Origin of the sequence: Vibrio sp. OPT46 (assembly GCF_015163535.1) — a bacterium.
GTDB lineage: Bacteria > Pseudomonadota > Gammaproteobacteria > Enterobacterales > Vibrionaceae > Vibrio > Vibrio alginolyticus.
Window position 1 is genome coordinate 21,979 of sequence record NZ_JADDYG010000796.1, and the last position, 634, is coordinate 22,612.

General features: G+C 40.2%; 1 tRNA gene and 1 rRNA gene. Both read right to left on the reverse strand.

Annotated elements, in window-relative coordinates:
* Nucleotides 1-206 precede the first annotated feature (206 nt).
* Nucleotides 207-297: transfer RNA gene (locus IQR33_RS27980), tRNA-Ser, on the reverse strand.
* Between the two features lie 99 nt (nt 298-396).
* Nucleotides 397-513: ribosomal RNA gene (rrf, locus tag IQR33_RS27985) — 5S ribosomal RNA — on the reverse strand.
* Between the last annotated feature and the right edge of the window lie 121 nt (nt 514-634).

Consider the following 634-nt stretch of genomic DNA (forward strand, 5'->3'; position numbering starts at 1 on the left):
CTTAAGAAAGCTCTATTTGAAGCCCAAATGAGACGTATGGAAATGTCTTCGATTGAAGGTATTACTGCGTAAACTAAACCCAAAGTAGGTACGCAAAAACTTGGAGAAAGAGCTAGAGAAAAATCAATTAGAAGTTTCGATAACAGCGGTTAAAAAACAGCAGATACAAAAAAACCGCTGTAAGAACAGCGGTTTTTTTTTAAAAGTGGCGGAGAGATAGGGATTTGAACCCTAGATACGCTATTAACGTATGCCGGTTTTCAAGACCGGTGCTTTCAACCACTCAGCCATCTCTCCACAAATTGTCACTAAAACTTAGTCTTATACTATTGATGCTAATTTTTAGTTTTGCCTTCAGTTATCTCAATTAAAGAGAACTTGAAAGCGATGTTTAAAGCCTGGCGATGTCCTACTCTCACATGGGGAAGCCCCACACTACCATCGGCGCTATTTCGTTTCACTTCTGAGTTCGGCATGGAAATCAGGTGGGTCCAAAACGCTATGGTCGCCAAGCAAATTCTTTAATCTGGAAAGCCGTTTTTTAATTCTCGTTCTTACACATTCAATGTTCTTTCATTGAGTCCATCAAAACCCCTTGGGTGTTGTATGGTTAAGCCTCACGGGCAATTAGTAC